The following is a 15207-nucleotide window of genomic DNA, read 5'->3' as shown; positions in this document are numbered from 1 at the left end:
TGAATCAGTACAATAATGGATAAGGAGGGACGCCGTATGCATTTATCCATTGTTACCGGAGCGTCAAAAGGGCTTGGCGCCGCGATGGCCGAAGGGCTTTTGCAAAAAGGCCATATTGTTCATGCTGTTTCAAGGACCAAGTCTGATATCAGTCATGACAGGCTGATCCAGCATGAGGCCGATCTGGCGCAGCTCGCCGAAACAGAAAAGTGGTTTCGGCAATTCTCAGATTCTGTCCAAGCCCATGATTTTGCTTCGATCACCTTGATCAATAATGCGGGAATGGTGACGCCGATCAAGCGCGCCGGCGAAGCTGAACCGGAAGAACTGAGGCTGCATTATGACTTGAATTTGTTAGCGCCGGTGATGCTCAGCCAGCTGTTTACCAAATGGCTCAAGCCATATAAAGGCAAAAAATCGATTGTCAATATATCATCAGGCGCGGCCAAAAACCCTTATAAAGGATGGAGCGCCTACTGCAGCTCAAAAGCGGGGCTCGATATGTTCACGAAAACATTCGGCTTTGAACAGGAAGATGAGTCTGATCCGGTGAAGATGATTTCTTTCTCCCCCGGGATCATGGATACCGGCATGCAAGAGGTTATCCGTTCATCATCGAAAAAAGATTTTCATGAAATTGAACGATTCAAAACCTATCAAACAGAAGGAAAGCTGAGAAGCACCTCTTATGTGGCCGGCATTCTGCTCGACCTGCTTGAGACCGACTTTGAAAACGGCAGAGTGTATGATATTAAAGAGTTTTTGTAAAAAATAAAAAAACAAGCACATCGAATCGATTGTGCTTGTTTTTTATTTATCAATTTTGAATATGATGTGCCAGATCAATTGAGATTTGCATGAAAATATGTTAGGATTCTAAAAATATATAAAGGAGGGGTTTACATGAGAAACGTAACTTTAATGGATGTATTCACCCATCCAATCGCACAAAAATATTTAACTCGTTCCGGTGTAGCTCATGCTGTAGCCTGCGCCTATCACGCATACCGCCTGGCGGTGCGAGCTGGAGTAGATCCCGATATCGCGACAAAAGCGGCATTGCTGCACGATATCGGCCATTATGAATGGTACACCGACGGAGAATGGGATTATGAAAAATACAAGCAAAACGACATTCACGCAATAAAGGGAGCCGAGCGCGCCCACAAGCTTCTCATCCGCCTCGGCGAAGATCGGAAAGCGGCCAAAGAGATTGCTTTGGCGATTCTGCTTCATACGGATTCCTATTTGCCAGAAGGGGACCTTGATAAAAACAAGCTGCAGCAAATCGTCAAAAAAGCGGATGAGCTGGACGAAGAGCCGGGCGGAAACCACCATTACCGCAAAATCGATCATAAGCTGGCGCTTGAAAAAATCCGGAAGCTTGACCGCATGGTCGATGAATCCTTATCTCCCATGAAAAGAACGGTTTAATCGGACAAAGGGCTGTTTTCAAACTTTTCCCCTTTGTCATTTACATAAATAGAGCGGATGATCGTCCTGTTAAACGGCGAGTTGTCTGCCGTTTTTCCTGAAAGGTCTATCGTCACCGAGTACATGCCGGCTTTTTTGAATGACAGGCTGTTTTGCAGCGCATTGATAGAAGCAGGTTTCAGCGACTTTTTCTCGGCTTGTTTTCCGTTTTCGTAGCGGATCGAGCGGACGGACGCCTTAACATTCGCAAGGTTTGACGATTCTCTGGTGACTGCGTTTTTGATTTGCTGGTTTAGAGGAGAATCGAAAGTCACAATGAACAAAAACGCCTCTTTTTGTTTGACGGATGATGCGATCTTCCAAGTGCCTGCCGCGGGATTTTTGATGGCAGCGGAATGGACGAACCCCCCTTCAAAAACATCCGCCGTCTTTGCGATTGAAAAATCTTTGAACGGCTTGCCGCGTGGATCTGTCAATTTGATATTTCCCGAGGAATGATTGCTCAGCCAGTGAACGGTTATCTCCTTGACGCCTTTTTCAACGGCAAACTCCTCTTCTCTCAATCCATGATTTTCCCCCCCTCTGATGAAAGGGTACGATAAGTTTTCTTTGGTGGCCGCAGTTTCATTTGCATTTGCCTGAATCGTCAGTAAAGGCATGAATACAGGAAACGTGAGGTTTCCTTTAATAATTGAGAAGTGATCCCACTTCCCTGTATCCAGGTTTGTGGCGTAAGGGAGTCTCGCATTTTTTTCAGTGACGGCTCCGTCATTTTCGCCAAACATGTTTAAATAGACGCCCCCGAAAAATAAAGCGCTGCCGAACCCGCCGATTTTATTGCCTGCCAGGGTAAAATATTTGGTTTTCAATCGATTGGGATGATTGTCGGTCTGGTCGCGGAACGATTTCATAAACCCTGTCTGGAGTGAATAAACGGCGTCATTTTTCTGGCCTAAAATATCGGCTAGCCATCCTGCCCAGTTGCTGTAGGCAAGGTCTGCCAGCTGTGAGCCGTGATGGGGGGTTCCGAGTGTAATCACCCGCTCGACATAATGGTATGCGTTGTGATGAATAAGAGCCGACTGACTGTCAATTCCGCCTTTGCTGTAGGAAACGAGAATCACCTTGCGGCCGAAATACTGGTAGATTTCGCGCAGTTTGGCGGCCAGCATCGCTCCGTTGTCCTGCATGTCTTTATCGGGGTGGAGATCGATAAAAGCCGCGTCATACCCGTTTTTCCAGGCCTGTTCCGCCATGTCGTTTTCGTCAAACCAAGCGCTTGAAGAGCCGTTTAATCCATGGACGAATACAATCGGCGGTTTTGCGGGATCGGGATGTTCTACAGGGTCTCCCGCGAACCAGTAGCCCGGATTGCCGCCTCCTCCTTTAAATCCTCCCGCTTTCGATACATGCGGATACACGAGCAGCAAAACAAGCATGAGCAGCACCAGTTTTTTCATCGTTGTTCACCTCATGGTTTATTTGTAAGCGTTTTCATCTTATTTTCTGAAGGTGAACTTTATACCGATATACTGAAAAAAATTTAGAAAATATTCATAAAAGAGAGGAATATACACTGATAGGCCGGATATCCGGCCTTCAATGTTCAGGCTTTTCCAGGCTTTAAATGTTTGCGGAAGAACGATTTGACGATGTCCAGGGTATGAGCCTGGGTAAAACCGTTATGTCCGGCCCCGTTTATTTTATACATAAGGGCATCATGGCCTTCTTTTATTAAGGCTTCAAACAATTGGACGCTTTGTTGATAAGGGACGACATCGTCCTGATCCCCGTGCATAATCAGAATGGGAGGCGCTTCCCTGTGAACATAGCTTATCGGACTCGCTTGTTTCGCCTGTACTCTGTTTTCTTGAACAGCTCCGCCGATCAGCTTGGATTCCGGTGAATTGGGTGAATCATGATCGAAGATGGACGGATACTTGCTCATGGACAGAAGGTCGACCGGACCGAACCAGTCCGCAACCGCATCGACTTTGCTCGATACATGACGGTATTCGTCCGGGCCTTCAAATTCTTCAATTCCTTCGGTCAATCCAAGCAAAAGAGCCAAATGGCCGCCTGAAGAATCCCCCCAGACTCCGACTCTATCAGGATCGATGTTATAGCGGGCGGCATTTGCTTTTAAAAAGCGGACTGCTGTTTTCACATCATGAAGCTGAGCCGGAAACACCGCCTCTCCGCTGCCTCTGTATTGAACGCTTGCCACGACATATCCTTGCTCGACAAATGGAACCAGTTGGGGGATAAAGGCGGATGTATCCTGTTTTGTCCAGCCCCATCCGCACCCTTGCAAATAAATGATCAGCGGGTATGTTTCCTGATTGCCTTTCCTGTTAAATAACGCATCCATTGGATTGCGGTACACCAGCAAATGTAATGTCAAAGAAGTGTCTTCCACTTTTGTGTACTCAATATTCGGTATGAGCTGAATGTAAGAGTTGGTGTTTTGCTCCCAGTTGATTTCTTTTATATGATTCGTCATGTTAAGTCCTCCCTTAATGTGATGGAAATCCGATTTTGCCTGTGTTGATCACATGGAACCACCTCCTTTTATTCCGTTGTAATGAACAATATTACAACGAGGTGAAAAAAACACAGTGCCAGATGCTTGTTGTAAGTATAGTTATTACAACGAGTTGAAAAAATCATGCCTCACTGAGAAGCATTCTTTTTTTGGATGATCAGATCAGTCAATTCCTTTATAGACATTTCTTTGAGTATATTCTCCATGGCTGTTTGCGCTTTTAATAAAACAAGCTCAAGAACCTGGTGGATATTCGCGCCAACCCAGCAATCAGGATTGGGGTTTTCGTGAGTGTGAAACAGTTCGCCTTCACCGACAACTTCGACAGCTTTATAGACATCATACAAAGAAATGGCGCCGGCATCCCGTAATAAGTGCGCTCCGCCTGTGCCGCGCTTTACTTCAATCAAGCCCGCTTTTTTCAGCAATCTGCTGATTTGGCGGATGATGACCGGATTGGTATTGACGCTGTCTGCGATTTGCTCTGATGTCAAATGGTCGCTTCGGACGTGCATCAAGGATAACATATGTACGGCTATCGTAAATCTGCTGCTGATCTTCATCAAACCACCCTCCTGTTGTAATCATGATAATTACAACAGGAGGAGCTGTCAATCTTTTTTATTCAAAAGGCGCTGAAATATGAAACCCTGTCAAAGCTTTTTCGTATGAATGGAAGGAAAACAGTTGACAGACGTTAGTGTGAATAGTAGTTTTTAGATTAATGAAAAAAGCCGGGAGGAAACAAAGCTTGTTAAAATCAAAAACCCATTTTTGGACGCTGCAAATTTTATTGGTTCTTCTTATCATTTATGTGTCGACAAAAGTGTCTTTTCTTTTCGAACCGATCATCGTATTTGCATCGACTCTATTTACTCCGATTTTAATTGCGGGAATCTTGTATTTTATATTCAATCCGATCGTGCGGCTTCTTGAGAAAAAGCTGCCGAGAACGCTGTCCATTCTGCTGATCTATTTGGTGTTTGTGGCATTCATCGGGTTTGTATTGTCAGCAGTCGGTCCTGTATTTACAAAGCAGGTTACCGATCTGTTCAACAACATCCCCTCCTATGTGAAACAGATCCAGATTTTCATTAAGCAAATGTCGAATTCGCAGTGGTTCACTTGGATAATGAATCAGGACTTCGTATCGGTTGCCAAAATCGAAAGCTCAATCGGCGAATATTTGACGAGCCTGCCTGAAAATATTACAGGGAGCCTGACTTCTGTATTCGGCGTTGTGACCAACATTGCGCTCACGGCTGTTACCGTGCCGTTCATCCTGTTTTATATGCTGAAGGACGGCCACCGTTTCCCGAATTTGGCTGTCAAGATCCTGCCTGACAAGTATAAAAATGAAGGGCTGAAGATTTTTAAGGATTTGTACGAGACGCTGGCGGCTTACATTCAAGGACAGCTCATTGTTTGTCTGTTCGTCGGAACGGCGTGCTTCATCGGTTTTTGGATCGCCGGTGTGAAATACGCGCTGATTCTCGGGTTGATCATTGCCGTGACGAATATTATTCCATATGTCGGACCGTTTCTTGGAGCGGCGCCGGCCGTCATTATCGCATTTCTCGACTCGCCGACGAAAGCATTGATCGCGCTGATCATCGTCGTTGCCGTTCAGCAGACAGACGGGAATCTGCTGTCGCCGCTGATTATCGGCCGCCGCTTGAATACGCATCCGCTGACGATCATCCTTTTATTAATCGGCGCCGGAAGCTTCGGAGGCATTCTCGGCATGATCCTGGCCGTTCCGGCTTATGCCCTGCTCAAGGCTTTTACATTGAATATCGTCCGCCTTGTCCGTTTAAGGCAGAGGTATAAAAAAGAAACGGCGGAAAATCCTGAAGTCTGAACGTTTTGCCCATTTTCACATATGATGCTAATAAATTAAATGGCGGAGGTGTGAAAATGCCGGCAATTGTCGGACCGATTTTTATCAGGCGAGTCGTTGATGACAGCGCAGCCTTTTTTGGAGATGTGTTTGCGATTTCCCCGAAGTGCACGGATTCCTCCGGAGGAGGAGCGGGCACATTTCAAACAGGGGACTACGGATTGATTCATAACGATATCAATAAAACGACCTTCACAGATGCGGATGTGATGGACGGTTCCCAGTCATTGAACCTGTGACAGCCTCTTTTAAAGAGGCTGTTTCTTTTTTATAGTATAATGGGAAAAAAGATAGATAAGGCAGGTGACAAAGATGAAAATCAGGAAGGCAAACATCTTAAACGAAGATCAGATGATCACAGACGTTTACCTCCATGAAAATAAAAAGGAATTTCATACGCTTGTGGCTGTGCCGCAACTGGAGTGGAGCACGCTGATTTCCTATGAGGAAGAAAAAGCAGAACTCGCCGAAAAGCTTGACCGGTCATTGTCGAAAGTGGCTGAGTCGGATGCGGCCGAGGAGCTGTCCAAAAAGATCGTACAATGGGTGACCGAAATGTAGCACGGGCTCATGCCCGCTGTTTTCGTGGGCATACTGATAAAAAAATGCAGCTTAAAAAACGCTGCCAGCAGGATAAAACTGGAGGGTCTAAGACGTGAGCGACCAATCATTGGATCAATATTTACAGCAGGGAATGTACGGACCACGCGAAACGAAGCCGGATGAACGCAGACTGTTTTTAGGCTCGCTGAGGGAAAGGGTCATCATCGCATTGACTAAAGGACAAGTGCTGCGTCCGAAGGCATACCGGGAAGTCATCGATGCGCTTGGCTCAAAAGCGGATGCAACATTATTGCTTAACGGCGAAATCGGCTACTCTCATTTATCTCCTTACATCAAGGAGTCCAATAAGCAAGGCGTCCCTTTTTCGATCGTGTCCGATCAGCAATCGGACACTCCCCTTGGACTTGTTCTCGCGGCGCGTGAGGCCGTAGAGAAAGAATCGATTTATGTTCAGGACGATATCTTTGAGCAGTCGGTTTTAAACAAGAGATGAGGTGCGGGTTTTCGCACGCGCCTTCCGCAAGGCGGTCCCGAACCCGTGGTTTTTGTTTTTTTCTGAAAAAGAAAAAACCGCTGCTGGCGCGGCTTGACAGCCATATTCGATTGATTCGCCATTCACTTGTCCGTTTAGATAAGTTATAATGTTACCTATCATACAAAAGGCGGGGAGGGCGGCAATGAAAAAAGCTCTTATATGTATAGATTATACGAATGACTTTGTCGCAGCTGACGGTAAGCTGACGTGCGGGGAACCCGGCCGCAAAATCGAAGACGCCGTGGCGCGTCTCGCGGATACGTTTATTCAAAACGGCGATTATGTCGTATTTGCAGTCGATTCACACGAGGCCGGCGATACGCTTCATCCGGAAACCCGTTTGTTTCCTCCGCATAATATAAAAGGTACATCAGGACAGGATTTATACGGGAAGCTTGAAAAGCTTTATCGAAAACACGAACACGATCAGAATGTCTATTACATGGAAAAAACAAGGTACTCTGCTTTTGCCGGGACAAACCTCGAGCTGAAGCTTCGTGAAAGGGATATTCAAGAACTGCACCTTGTTGGCGTATGCACAGATATATGCGTGCTCCATACCGCAGTAGATGCTTATAATAAAGGGTTTAATCTTGTCATTCATCAAAACGCAGTGGCTAGCTTTAACCCGGACGGACACGACTGGGCTCTTTCTCATTTTGCAAACACCCTGGGAGCCTCAGTGTCAGATTGAGGAAGGAGAAATGAAGGTTGGAACACCGTTTTACAGACGACAGTCTAGCACTACACACAGACCTATATCAAATTAATATGGCGGAAACGTATTGGCGCGACGGCATTGATCAAAAGAAAGCCGTATTTGAACTGTTTTTCAGAAAGCTCCCTTTTGACAGCGGTTTTGCCGTTTTTGCCGGTCTTGAAAAAGCGATTGAATTTTTGCGGGATTTCAGATTTACTGAAAGCGATTTAGTTTATTTAAAAGAAGAGCTGGGCTTTAAAGATGACTTTCTCGGCTTTTTAAAAGATATGAGATTCACCGGTTCGCTTTATTCTATGCAGGAAGGCGAAATCGTGTTTGGCAACGAACCGATCATGAGGATCGAAGCGCCTTTGGCTGAAGCGCAGCTGATTGAGACGGCTCTGCTCAACATTGTGAATTACCAAACATTGATTGCCACAAAAGCGGCGAGAATCAAAAGTGTGATCGGAGAAGAGACGGCGCTTGAATTTGGAACAAGGCGCGCGCATGAAATGGACGCGGCGATGTGGGGAGCAAGAGCCGCGATTATCGGCGGATTCGACGCGACAAGCAATGTCCGCGCCGGCAAGCGGTTTGACATTCCGGTATCAGGCACGCACGCCCATGCGCTTGTACAGGCCTATCGCGATGAGTACACGGCATTTAAAAAATATGCGGAAACCCATAAAAAATGTGTCTTTTTGGTCGATACATATGATACGGTGCGTTCCGGCATTCCAAATGCGATCAAAGTAGCAAAGGAATTCGGCGATCAAATTGAATTTTCGGGAATCCGCCTGGACAGCGGAGACCTCGCCTATTTGTCGAAGAAAGCGAGAGCCATGCTGGATGAAGCCGGATTTACAGATACAAAAGTTGTTGCATCAAGCGATCTTGATGAGTACACGATTATGAACCTTAAAGCCCAGGGTGCAAAAATCGACGTCTGGGGCGTGGGCACAAAGCTGATTACCGCTTACGACCAGCCGGCTCTCGGCGCGGTTTACAAACTTGTTTCGATCGAAGAAGACGGAAAGATGGCAGACACGATTAAAATTTCTTCGAATCCGGAAAAAGTGACGACTCCAGGCTTGAAAAAGGTGTACAGAATCATCAATCAGCTGAACCATCATTCAGAAGGCGATTATATCGCTTTGGACTATGAAAAGGTCAATGAACAGGAGCGGCTGAAGATGTTTCACCCCGTTCATACGTTTATCAGCAAGTTTGTGACGAATTTTGATGCGAAAGATCTTCACCAGCCGATCTTTGAAAAAGGCGAGCTTGTCTATGAGAATCCGAGCATTCAGGATATTAAGCGGTATGTTCAAGAAAATCTCAGTTTGCTTTGGGAAGAGTATAAGCGGATCAGCAAGCCCGAAGAATATCCTGTCGATTTAAGCGAAGCTTGCTGGAACAACAAGATGCAGCAAATTCACGAAGCGAAAATCAAGGCGAAAAAAGGTCTGGATCAAGGTTGACTCTGTAAACGATAGTTTTTAACATAACTGGGGATTGAAACAGATAATTTCTTCGGGGATTATCTGTTTTTCAATATTAAGTTCAAATTTGGGTGAATTTTTATACAGCAGACGGGATTTGCCCAATTATTTGATATACTTAAAAGCGAAGGCACCTCAGTCGCTAGGGGGAAGAAGAATGAGGGTATTCGTTGCCAGACAGCCAATATTCAACAGAAAAGAACAAGTTGTCGCATACGAGCTTTTATACAGGGAAAGCGAGAAAAACTTTTTTTCCGGTATTGACGGTGATCAAGCGACAACAGAATTAATGATTAACAGCTTTTTAAACATTGGAATCGATAAATTGACAGAAGGCAAAAGGTATTACGTGAATTTTACCGAGGGTCTTTTGGCATCAGGGCTGCCGACGTATTTTGACCCGGATCAGCTCGTTGTGGAAATCCTTGAAGATGTGCCGATTACCCTTGAGCTTATCGAAAGGTGCAGGCATTTGAAAAGCCTCGGCTACACGATTGCACTCGATGATTTTTGTTTAAAGCATCGCGTGAAGAGGGACTTGCTCCATCAGCTTTTGGCATCCATTGATATTTTGAAGATCGATTTTTTCAAAACGACGCAGCAGGAAAGACAGAGCATCCTTCGATCATGCCGTAACCACCGCCTGACGTTCCTCGCTGAAAAAGTGGAGACGCGAAAAGAATATGAGCAGGCTGTAAAAGACGGATTTCATCTGTTTCAAGGCTATTTCTTCAGCGAGCCTGTCGTGATTGACGGTCAGGACATTACATATCATTTCCACGCTTATTATGAGCTGCTGCATGAATTAAGCGAAGATCAGCCTGATATTGAAAACGTCACAAATATTATAGAGCGCGATTTGTCGCTTTCTTACCAGCTGCTGAAGCTGTTGAATTCTCCAGCCAACCGGCCGATCCAAAAGATTAAAAGCATCCGCCAGGCTATCGTGCTTCTCGGATTTAAAGAAATCAAAAGGTGGATCTTCATCCTCTCATTTAAGGATTTAACGAAAAAGCAAAACTCCAGCAAGAACGAAGTCGTCAAGATTTCGCTGATCCGCGCGAAGCTTTGCGAATTGCTGGCAAAAAAAACGAACCGCCCTCAGCCGGCTTCTTATATGCTGACAGGCATGTTTTCATTTATCGATACACTGCTGCACAAAGAACTAACGGAAGTCGTCAGCGAACTGCCGCTGACAGACGAAGTGGGCCAGGCGCTGCTCGGAAAAGAAAATGATTACCGAAAAATCTTGCGGCTTGCAAAATCGATCGAACGAAACGAATGGGAAGACAACACACCGGAGACAGAAGGCTTAACTAAAGATGAAGCGTACCAGTGCTATCTTGAAGCTGTTGATTGGTGTCAAAAGCTCTTATAAAAAAATTCCGGCTCCTTCTTAGGGACCGGAATTTTTTTTGCGCTAAGACCAACGCAATAGCAGGAATAGTCTGCTGCGGGGGCTGATGAGCATGATGCGAATGCCGTCGGGATCGAATGAGGCATCAAGCTGGCTGCGGACGCCGGTTTGCCTGAGCGCGGCCAGCACGTTATTTTTTTGGTTGCTTTGGGCAGCCGTCATGATTTGCTGGGCCAAAGTACGCGAGGCTGAAAGCCTGCTTAAAATTCTCTGTCCGTCAGCCATCAAGCTCTCCGCTTCTTTTGCCGAGCGCAATAAGGCGCTGACTTGAACTTCGGGATAGACCTGCCGGCAGCTGACGTGTTGATATGGATGCATCCAAAAGCAATGAGGAGGAAGCAATATGAACACCTCTTTTCAATTTTTACGGGTCAAATTGCGGTTTTTGCGGTGTAAGGCGAAGGGATGGTTTTTTATAAGGGCCGAAATGCGTGTCGGTCTATTGCGTGTTTTTCGGTGGCGCATACCCGATCTGCGTTCCGTGAACACTCAAGTTTTTCTATTCCCCGCTAGTTACTACTTTAGACTCAAGGTTGCAAAACGAACAAAACACAACTGAACTTGCGATGATAAAGGGGTTTATATGCGATCTTTATTTGACTCCTTGAAAAACAAACAAAAATTTTATGTTTCATTAGGATTTGAGAACTAATCGCAAGTTGTGTAAAATGGGTGTTATGGTCTATTTAAAGTTTGCGGTGTAACGCATGAATTTATATGCAACTTTTCGGTGAAAAAGAAACCAAATCCCTTTAAACTTGTATTAACAGATCAAATACCTATGACTCGTTCACTATACACAAATTGATTGATCTTCCAAAAGGAGTGTGGAACCGGTGGAAAAGCAACAAATTGAAGAATTAAAACAACTGCTTTGGCGGCTAGAGAATGAAATCAGAGAAACAAAGGACTCCTTGCGCAAGATTAACAAAAGCATTGATCAATACGATAAGTACACATATCTAAAAACCTCGTAAAAAGACTTGTTTCAGACAAGTCTTTTTTTTGTGTGCAAACGAACCCAAAAAAAGGATAAATTATTGTATAATTGTTAAATAAAAAAATTGCTCTGTCAATCGGGATTTTGATTTAGTAAAATATTAAGAAAGGAGGGAGCACCATCTCTAAGCTTTTTTGTCTAGATCACAGTAAAATCAAGCAAAGAATGAATCATTTTATAGACCTTGAGATTCCCAATGCGGACTTAAATCGGACGCTGCACGCTTTTCTAGATGCAAAGGACCAGTTGCATTTCAGCGAGCTTGCTTTTTATCATTACCAAAGTTTCGGCGGCACGGACACCGATGCGGCAGAAACCCTTGGAGCAGGCATTGAACTCTTGATTCTTGCGTTTGATATATTCGATGATTTAGAGGATGAAGACAGCCCCGATGAACCTTGGATGAAAATCAACCGTTCAGTCGCAATGAATGCGGCGACTGCGCTTTATACAATAAGCATTAAAGTGATCGGTTCGGTGTCGAAAGAACCGGTGTTTTTCGAAAAGCTAATGGAATATACACTTCAATCGATGCAGGGACAGCATGACGATCTCAGCAACCGCCCTGCCACTGAAGATGAGTGCCTTGACATGATCAAGCGTAAATCCGGGGCGCTGACAGCCTTGCCATGCGTGCTGGGAGCTATGCTTGCTACGGGCAAATTTGACCCGACGGTTGAAAAGTACGCCTACCAGCTGGGCATTGCTTCACAAATTGAAAATGATTATAAAGCACTTTTTTATGATTCAAAAAGCGATATCGCCAAGAAAAAGCGGACGCTTGCGTATTTATATTTGTCAAGAAAATTTAACCAGCCGTCGATTGATTTGTTAAAAACATTTGAAACTGAGGATAAAATTGCCGATAAAGAAATAAAATGCTATAAAGAGAAATTGAAGGCAGCAGGCGTCACTCAGTATATGTATGTTATGAATCAGCTCGCTATTCAGAAATTTAAGAAGGGAATCGGGGAGCTTGAGTTGGGGGATATGGAGAAAGAACGTTTGATGTCTACCCTGCTGAATAACAATTAAAGAGGAGACTATGTATGCAAGATATTGTGAACTTTTTGGTCGAAAATCCTGAAGTATTAAAAAAAGTTGTTGATGGGGATGCTTGTTTATTAGGCATTGATCCAGAAAAAACAGGAGTAGTGGTTGACAGTATTAGATTATTAGGTAAGAGTTGGGGTGGAGGAGGATTTTGGATTTAAAATTCTTCCTTAACTATCTATTATAAGGATGTAAAATTAATGCGTGTTAATTATAATAAACTATCTTTAATTATTATTTTGCTAAGCCTCTCCTTGGTTCCTTATATTATCTATGTAAATCTGCATTCTAGTTACCTTGGAATGACAATGCAATTTAATGAAAAAAACGAATACCAAGTATTCGAGATTGAAAAAGGGTCACTGGCTCAATCCCTAGGATTTAAAAAAGGGGATGTTATTCTAGAGATAAATGGTAAAAGTGTAGAAAAATTAAGGGCTGATGATGGGAAATTAGCTGATGAATTAAGTGATGTTAAATCGATGATCGTTGAAAGAGATGGAGAGATAGGGTTTGTAGAGACCGGATATGAATTGGTGAGTTATGAAAGTCTATTTCTATTTATTATTCCAATGATGTTTTATCTCCTTTCTCTTTTTTGTGTTTATTTCATAATAAAATCAAACAAAAGATTAAATTCGGCTTCAGCTTTTATTTTAATTGTTTTTCTGCTTGTTACATCAACAGCTTATTCTTGTTCTGTGGGATCTGCAAAGGGAGATAGTTTAAGTATCTATATAACAATGATAACTTTTCAATTCGTTCCTGTTTTGTATCTCCACTATATTTATCAATATTTCAAGGAAAAAGGAAAAGAGTTTTTCAATAATAAAATATTTCTTTTCCTATACCCTGTGGGTTTATTGAATTTGCTATTGGAAATTTCCGGTGATAATTTGCAGATTTCTTATAGTTCCATTAAGCTCTTTAACCTGGTATCTTTCTTGGTTGTTACCATTATAGCCTTTGCTCTTATCATTTATGGTGTAATAAAAAATAAAGCTTCTGAGCAAGCCTATTTTTTAAGGATACTTGTTATCACAAATTTTGTTGCGTTTATTCCGTTCTTAATTTTCTATGTCATTCCATATGTATTTATCGGTGATTATATATTCCCGGCAATGTTTGTTGTACCCTTTTTGTTGATTATTCCTTTCTCATTAGTGTATCAATTTATTGCTACCAAAATATATGACATTGAATTCTTATTGGGACGTTTTAAATACTATGGATTGTTAGCCATTTTACCAAGCTTGACAGCTGTAGGTGTATTTACTTTAACACAAGAATTAAGTAATAGTCTAAATACAGTTAAAAACACTATATTTATCTATTTTATTATGCTAGGTGTTTTTTATCTCAAAGAAATTCTTGATTTTCGTTTCCGTTTAAAAAGGTTTTCTGAAAAATTTAATTACCAAGATAGTGTATTTAAGTTTACCCAACTTATACGGAGCTCGACATCGTTAGCGCAAGTGCTAAGGGAATTGTCTCAAACGATTCTTGATGTTTTACCTGTCAGCCAGGCTTATGTACTGGAGTTAAAGAGTGATGGAACCGTAGGGTTACTTGAAAATAATGCAAACGATCAAGTTTGGAAGCCTTATGAAAAAGAAGCTTTTAGGGCTATCACCGACATCGGCAAAATCGTCGAAGTCGACCGTGGGTTTTTGATTAAGATCGGTGAACGGGGCGGGACGTCTTATGTCATGCTGTGTTTGTCGGTTTTAAATACGCCTAGGCTGACGCGCGATGAGATTTCATGGCTTGAGACGCTGGCGTTTTATACGAGCGTTTCCCTGGAAAACGTGCTGAAAATCGGCGAGCTGATGGAGCATCTGGAAAATGTGAAAAAAGAAGGGCCGAATCCGGCGTGGCTGAATAAATTGATGTTTGCGATTGAAGAGAAGCAGAGATCTGATTTAGCCCGCGATCTCCACGACTCTGTCCTGCAGGATATGATTTCCTTGAAGCATCAAAGCGAGATGTTTCTGGCTGATTTTGAAAAAGATAAAGTCTGTACGAATCAAATCCGGCAAAGGCTCATCAATATGAATGAGCAAATGTCCGCCGTCATCCAGACGACAAGGGAAACGTGCCAGGAGCTGAGGCCGCAGCTGTTGTACGATCTCGGACTTGTCAAAGCCCTTTCGAAACTGGCGGCGCAGCATCAGGAGTCCTCATCGATCGATAAGATCCGCCTCAATACGGAAAGGTTCTCAAAGGTGCTCGACTTGGACACGCAGTTGAATTTGTACAGAATTGTGCAGGAGCTTTTAAGCAATGCGGTTAAACATTCGAGAGCTAATGAGGTTTTGATTATGCTTGTCTGCATAAAAGAAAAAGTTGTTCTTCATTATGAAGATGACGGCATTGGGGTTGACCCGGACAAGCTTTATCAAAACAGCGCAAGCATGGGGCTGTCGGGCATTCGCGAGCGCGTCCGCGCACTGAACGGCAGTCTGGATATACAGACAGCAGAAGGGAAAGGCTTTAGGGTCGCCATTGAAATGGGATTGTAATGTTTAGTTAACATTTTTGCTTGGCATCCGCCAAG

Annotated in this window: 17 protein-coding genes; 13 read left to right on the top strand and 4 right to left on the bottom strand. The window is 43.7% G+C overall.

Going from position 1 to position 15207, the window contains the following annotated elements; translation table 11 throughout:
• Positions 1–36: 36 nt before the first annotated feature.
• Both H7F26_RS01345 and H7F26_RS01340 read left to right on the top strand, forming a co-directional pair.
• Complete coding sequence (locus H7F26_RS01345; protein ID WP_003184888.1) at positions 37–768, top strand: (S)-benzoin forming benzil reductase; 732 nt, start codon at positions 37–39, stop codon at positions 766–768.
• A gap of 135 nt (positions 769–903) precedes the next feature.
• A complete protein-coding gene (locus H7F26_RS01340) occupies positions 904–1434 on the top strand; it encodes an HD domain-containing protein (RefSeq protein ID WP_003184886.1) in 531 nt (176 codons plus the stop codon).
• Here H7F26_RS01340 and H7F26_RS01335 read toward each other — a convergent pair.
• The 3 genes from H7F26_RS01335 to H7F26_RS01325 all read right to left on the bottom strand — a co-directional run bounded on the left by H7F26_RS01335 (position 1431) and on the right by H7F26_RS01325 (position 4542).
• A complete protein-coding gene (locus tag H7F26_RS01335) occupies positions 1431–2894 on the bottom strand; it encodes an esterase/lipase family protein (RefSeq protein WP_003184884.1) in 1464 nt (487 codons plus the stop codon). The two genes, H7F26_RS01340 and H7F26_RS01335, sit on opposite strands and share 4 nt — an antisense overlap.
• A 146-nt stretch (positions 2895–3040) precedes the next feature.
• Positions 3041–3937, bottom strand: coding sequence for a prolyl oligopeptidase family serine peptidase (locus H7F26_RS01330; RefSeq protein ID WP_003184882.1), 897 nt, complete (start codon positions 3935–3937; stop codon positions 3041–3043).
• A 170-nt stretch (positions 3938–4107) separates the two neighbouring features.
• Positions 4108–4542 (bottom strand): Rrf2 family transcriptional regulator, encoded by a 435-nt coding sequence (locus H7F26_RS01325; protein WP_003184879.1) that lies wholly within the window; start codon positions 4540–4542, stop codon positions 4108–4110.
• 188 nt (positions 4543–4730) lie between these two features.
• Between H7F26_RS01325 and H7F26_RS01320 the strand changes: the two genes are divergently transcribed.
• The 7 genes from H7F26_RS01320 (at position 4731) to H7F26_RS01290 (ending at position 10558) form a co-directional block, all read left to right on the top strand.
• A complete protein-coding gene (locus H7F26_RS01320; RefSeq protein ID WP_003184877.1) occupies positions 4731–5840 on the top strand; it encodes an AI-2E family transporter in 1110 nt (369 codons plus the stop codon).
• Between the two features lie 56 nt (positions 5841–5896).
• Positions 5897–6118 carry a spore germination protein gene (locus tag H7F26_RS01315; protein ID WP_003184874.1) on the top strand — a complete coding sequence of 74 codons (222 nt, stop codon included), beginning with the start codon at positions 5897–5899 and terminating at the stop codon, positions 6116–6118.
• Positions 6119–6191: 73 nt separating this feature from the next.
• Positions 6192–6440, top strand: coding sequence for a YueH family protein (locus H7F26_RS01310; protein ID WP_003184872.1), 249 nt, complete (start codon positions 6192–6194; stop codon positions 6438–6440).
• A gap of 94 nt (positions 6441–6534) precedes the next feature.
• Positions 6535–6936: a YueI family protein gene (locus H7F26_RS01305; protein WP_003184870.1), complete on the top strand. Its 402-nt coding sequence runs from the start codon at positions 6535–6537 to the stop codon at positions 6934–6936.
• A gap of 184 nt (positions 6937–7120) precedes the next feature.
• Positions 7121–7672 (top strand): cysteine hydrolase family protein, encoded by a 552-nt coding sequence (locus tag H7F26_RS01300; RefSeq protein ID WP_003184868.1) that lies wholly within the window; start codon positions 7121–7123, stop codon positions 7670–7672.
• A 77-nt stretch (positions 7673–7749) separates the two neighbouring features.
• Complete coding sequence (locus H7F26_RS01295; RefSeq protein WP_228767691.1) at positions 7750–9159, top strand: nicotinate phosphoribosyltransferase; 1410 nt, start codon at positions 7750–7752, stop codon at positions 9157–9159.
• Positions 9160–9337: 178 nt separating this feature from the next.
• Entirely contained in the window at positions 9338–10558 is a 1221-nt protein-coding gene (locus H7F26_RS01290) for an EAL and HDOD domain-containing protein (protein WP_003184864.1), read from the top strand.
• A 42-nt stretch (positions 10559–10600) separates the two neighbouring features.
• On the opposite strand, the gene H7F26_RS01285 is transcribed toward H7F26_RS01290, so the two are convergent.
• A complete protein-coding gene (locus H7F26_RS01285; protein WP_009329512.1) occupies positions 10601–10948 on the bottom strand; it encodes a YuzC family spore coat inner layer protein in 348 nt (115 codons plus the stop codon).
• 485 nt (positions 10949–11433) lie between these two features.
• On the opposite strand from H7F26_RS01285, the gene degQ reads away from it, so the two are divergent.
• From degQ to H7F26_RS01265, 4 genes are all read left to right on the top strand, one after another.
• On the top strand, positions 11434–11574 hold the full coding sequence (degQ, locus tag H7F26_RS01280) for a degradation enzyme regulation protein DegQ (RefSeq protein ID WP_003184860.1): 141 nt from the start codon (positions 11434–11436) through the stop codon (positions 11572–11574).
• 188 nt (positions 11575–11762) lie between these two features.
• The gene (locus H7F26_RS01275) at positions 11763–12632 is read left to right on the top strand and encodes a polyprenyl synthetase family protein (protein ID WP_011198252.1); all 870 of its coding nucleotides are present in this window, start codon (positions 11763–11765) and stop codon (positions 12630–12632) included.
• Positions 12633–12646: 14 nt separating this feature from the next.
• Positions 12647–12811 (top strand): competence pheromone ComX, encoded by a 165-nt coding sequence (comX, locus tag H7F26_RS01270; protein WP_011198251.1) that lies wholly within the window; start codon positions 12647–12649, stop codon positions 12809–12811.
• A gap of 39 nt (positions 12812–12850) precedes the next feature.
• The gene (locus tag H7F26_RS01265) at positions 12851–15172 is read left to right on the top strand and encodes an ATP-binding protein (RefSeq protein ID WP_026080865.1); all 2322 of its coding nucleotides are present in this window, start codon (positions 12851–12853) and stop codon (positions 15170–15172) included.
• The last annotated feature ends 35 nt before the right edge of the window (positions 15173–15207 follow it).

This window comes from Bacillus sp. PAMC28748, assembly GCF_014250415.1.
Taxonomy (GTDB): Bacteria; Bacillota; Bacilli; order Bacillales; family Bacillaceae; genus Bacillus; species Bacillus licheniformis.
Note: the sequence above shows the minus strand (reverse complement) of the source record. Positions and strands in the feature narration are given on the sequence as shown.

Excerpts from the sequence above, each read along its gene's own strand:
- H7F26_RS01345 (WP_003184888.1), top strand. The coding sequence starts at position 37 with ATGCATTTATCCATTGTTACCGGAGCGTCAAAAGGGCTTGGCGCCGCG.
- H7F26_RS01340 (WP_003184886.1), top strand. The coding sequence starts at position 904 with ATGAGAAACGTAACTTTAATGGATGTATTCACCCATCCAATCGCACAA.
- H7F26_RS01335 (WP_003184884.1), bottom strand. The coding sequence starts at position 2,894 with ATGAAAAAACTGGTGCTGCTCATGCTTGTTTTGCTGCTCGTGTATCCG.
- H7F26_RS01330 (WP_003184882.1), bottom strand. The coding sequence starts at position 3,937 with ATGACGAATCATATAAAAGAAATCAACTGGGAGCAAAACACCAACTCT.
- H7F26_RS01325 (WP_003184879.1), bottom strand. The coding sequence starts at position 4,542 with ATGAAGATCAGCAGCAGATTTACGATAGCCGTACATATGTTATCCTTG.
- H7F26_RS01315 (WP_003184874.1), top strand. The coding sequence starts at position 5,897 with ATGCCGGCAATTGTCGGACCGATTTTTATCAGGCGAGTCGTTGATGAC.
- H7F26_RS01310 (WP_003184872.1), top strand. The coding sequence starts at position 6,192 with ATGAAAATCAGGAAGGCAAACATCTTAAACGAAGATCAGATGATCACA.
- H7F26_RS01300 (WP_003184868.1), top strand. The coding sequence starts at position 7,121 with ATGAAAAAAGCTCTTATATGTATAGATTATACGAATGACTTTGTCGCA.
- H7F26_RS01295 (WP_228767691.1), top strand. The coding sequence starts at position 7,750 with ATGGCGGAAACGTATTGGCGCGACGGCATTGATCAAAAGAAAGCCGTA.
- H7F26_RS01290 (WP_003184864.1), top strand. The coding sequence starts at position 9,338 with ATGAGGGTATTCGTTGCCAGACAGCCAATATTCAACAGAAAAGAACAA.
- H7F26_RS01275 (WP_011198252.1), top strand. The coding sequence starts at position 11,763 with ATGAATCATTTTATAGACCTTGAGATTCCCAATGCGGACTTAAATCGG.
- comX (WP_011198251.1), top strand. The coding sequence starts at position 12,647 with ATGCAAGATATTGTGAACTTTTTGGTCGAAAATCCTGAAGTATTAAAA.
- H7F26_RS01265 (WP_026080865.1), top strand. The coding sequence starts at position 12,851 with ATGCGTGTTAATTATAATAAACTATCTTTAATTATTATTTTGCTAAGC.